4 protein-coding genes and 1 pseudogene are annotated in these 2,693 nt (G+C 66.9%); all 5 read left to right on the top strand.

Annotation, left to right across the window (positions count from 1 at the left end; all coding sequences use genetic code 11):
* Positions 1 to 279 (top strand): annotated as a pseudogene (locus VF330_RS24545) (hypothetical protein); the annotation flags it as partial.
* Positions 280 to 358: 79 nt separating this feature from the next.
* Complete coding sequence (locus tag VF330_RS24540) at positions 359 to 1,582, top strand: NADP-dependent isocitrate dehydrogenase (RefSeq protein WP_330854022.1); 1,224 nt, start codon at positions 359 to 361, stop codon at positions 1,580 to 1,582.
* 168 nt (positions 1,583 to 1,750) lie between these two features.
* Positions 1,751 to 2,062, top strand: coding sequence for an SH3 domain-containing protein (locus tag VF330_RS24535; RefSeq protein WP_330854021.1), 312 nt, complete (start codon positions 1,751 to 1,753; stop codon positions 2,060 to 2,062).
* 10 nt (positions 2,063 to 2,072) lie between these two features.
* Complete coding sequence (locus VF330_RS24530; RefSeq protein ID WP_330854020.1) at positions 2,073 to 2,291, top strand: hypothetical protein; 219 nt, start codon at positions 2,073 to 2,075, stop codon at positions 2,289 to 2,291.
* 11 nt (positions 2,292 to 2,302) lie between these two features.
* Positions 2,303 to 2,693, top strand: a 391-nt coding sequence (locus VF330_RS24525) for an endonuclease/exonuclease/phosphatase family protein (protein ID WP_330854019.1), incomplete at its 3' end; no start/stop codon positions are given.

The following is a 2,693-nucleotide window of genomic DNA, read 5'->3' as shown; positions in this document are numbered from 1 at the left end:
CCGTCCCTGGTGGTGACGGAGCCGGGTGAGGACTACGTTCCGTCTGTCGGGGTACTGCTCGGCATGATGCGCGGGGCGCACGGCAACATGCCCGGTGACCCGGCCAAGGCCGCCCGCGTCCTGCTCGACGTGGTGGCCATGGACACCCCGCCGTCTTGTCTTCTGCTGGGCAGCGACGCGGTGGATATGGTGCGTCTGGCAGACCAGGCACGGAATGCGGAAATCGACAAGTGGGAACACGTGAGCCGGTCGACCGACCGCGAGCCTGAATCGGTGTAACCAGGGTCGCAGGCGCGGGTGGACGGTTTACCAGTACGCTTGTCTTGCTTGCATCGTCGCGAGAGGAGCGCCCGGAGTTATGGGCAAGATCAAGGTTCAGGGCACCGTCGTCGAGCTCGACGGCGACGAGATGACCCGGATCATCTGGCAGTTCATCAAGGACAAGCTGATCCACCCGTACCTGGACGTCACTCTGGAGTACTACGACCTGGGCATCGAGCACCGGGACGCCACGGACGACCAGGTCACGATCGACGCCGCGAACGCCATCAAGAAGCACGGCGTCGGCGTCAAGTGCGCCACGATCACGCCGGACGAGGCGCGCGTCGAGGAGTTCGGCCTCAAGAAGATGTGGGTCTCGCCGAACGGCACGATCCGCAACATCCTCGGCGGTGTCGTCTTCCGCGAGCCGATCATCATCTCGAACGTGCCGCGGCTCGTCCCCGGCTGGACGAAGCCGATCATCATCGGCCGTCACGCGCACGGTGACCAGTACAAGGCCACCAACTTCAAGGTGCCCGGCGCCGGCAAGCTCACGATCACGTTCCAGCCGGAGGACGGCTCGGACCCGATCGAGCACGTCGTCACCGAGTTCCCGGCGGAGGGCGGTGTGGCGATGGGCATGTACAACTACAACAAGTCCATCGAGGACTTCGCCCGCGCCTCGTTCTCCTACGGCCTGCAGCGGGGCTACCCCGTCTACATGTCGACGAAGAACACGATCCTGAAGGCCTACGACGGCCAGTTCAAGGACATCTTCCAGCGCGTGTTCGACGAGGAGTTCAAGGCGGAGTTCGACGCCAAGGGCCTCACCTACGAGCACCGCTTGATCGACGACATGGTCGCCGCCGCGATGAAGTGGGAGGGCGGCTACGTCTGGGCGTGCAAGAACTACGACGGTGACGTCCAGTCCGACACGGTCGCGCAGGGCTTCGGCTCGCTCGGCCTGATGACGTCGGTCCTGATGACGCCGGACGGCAAGACGGTCGAGGCGGAGGCCGCGCACGGCACCGTGACGCGCCACTTCCGCCAGCACCAGGCCGGCAAGCCGACCTCCACGAACCCCATCGCGTCGATCTACGCGTGGACCCGTGGCCTCATGCACCGCGGCAAGCTGGACGGCACCCCCGAGGTGGTCCGGTTCGCCGAGGCGCTCGAGGAGGTCGTGATCGAGACCGTCGAGGCCGGTCAGATGACCAAGGACCTGGCCTTGCTGATCAGCAAGGACCAGGCGTGGCTGACCACCGAGGACTTCCTCGCCGCGCTCGACGAGAACCTCAAGAAGAAGATGGCGTCGTTCTGACGTCCGCGCTCTGACGAAGGCCACCCCGGTCACACCGGGGTGGCCTTCTTCGTTCGCGCGTCACCCGGTCGGTTCCTCTTGCGGGTGGTTCCCGTCGCGCTGGCGTCTCCTCGGTTCGTTTGCCGCTATATCTGCTGCTGGAAGGCAGTTCGCGGGTCGGGAGGCGTCATGTTCGGAGTACCGGTCAGGGGTTTGATCGTGATCGGCGTGCTGGGCGTCGCGGGGGTGATGTACGCGATGAACGGCGGCAAGCCGATGGACAGCGCCAAGGCCGACGAGATCTGCAAGATCACGGTGACCGCGGACATCCTCAACGTCCGCTCGGGCCCCGGCGACCTGCAGCCGATCGTCTCGACGATGCCCCGCGACGCCGTGACCGAGGCGTCGTCGCGCGTGGAGGACGGCTACCGCATGCTGGGCGACCGCCGCTGGGTCAGCCAGCAGTTCACGGCGCTGACCAGCGACTCGACCTGCAAGTAGACTCGCGGGCATGTTGCGGAACGTCTTCCGGTGGGGCAGGGGCAAGAGCCTGGTGCCGTGCACCTGCGAGCCCGAGTGGCAGGGCCTCTACACGGAGATCGACGGCCAGCGCCAGCTCGCGCTGCCCCGCGACGAGATGGCCACCCTCGTCGGCTACCTCGACCTGACCGCGCGCTGCGCAGGCTGCGACGCCGAGTACCCGAAGCCCTGGGGCCTGGCCTCCAAGTAGGCTCCCGCGTCGTGCTCACGATCTCCACGGTCAACGTCAACGGCCTGCGCGCCGCCGCGAAGAAGGGCTACCTCCAGTGGCTCGCGTCTTCGTCCGCGGACGTGGTGTGCCTGCAGGAGGTCCGCGCCGAGCCGGCCGAGCTGGCCGCGGATCTCCACTCACCCGACGGCTGGCACGGCGTGTACGCGCCTTCTTCCTTGAAGGGCCGTGCGGGCGTCGGCGTGCTCTCGCGCGTTGAGCCTTCCTCGGTGCGTGTGGGCTTCGGCGTGGCCGAGTTCGAGGCGAGCGGCCGGTACGTGGAGATCGAACTGCCCGGTGTGGTGGTGGCGTCGCTCTACCTGCCGTCCGGGGATGTCGGTACTCCTCGGCAGGACGAGAAGGACCGGTTCATGGCGGCGTTCC

The sequence above is a fragment of the Lentzea sp. genome, assembly GCF_036380075.1.
GTDB lineage: Bacteria > Actinomycetota > Actinomycetes > Mycobacteriales > Pseudonocardiaceae > Lentzea.
The sequence above is the reverse complement of the archived record's forward strand: the minus strand, read 5'-3'. Positions and strand labels throughout refer to the sequence as shown.

Excerpts from the sequence above, each read along its gene's own strand:
- VF330_RS24540 (WP_330854022.1), top strand. The coding sequence starts at position 359 with ATGGGCAAGATCAAGGTTCAGGGCACCGTCGTCGAGCTCGACGGCGAC.
- VF330_RS24530 (WP_330854020.1), top strand. The coding sequence starts at position 2,073 with ATGTTGCGGAACGTCTTCCGGTGGGGCAGGGGCAAGAGCCTGGTGCCG.
- VF330_RS24535 (WP_330854021.1), top strand. The coding sequence starts at position 1,751 with ATGTTCGGAGTACCGGTCAGGGGTTTGATCGTGATCGGCGTGCTGGGC.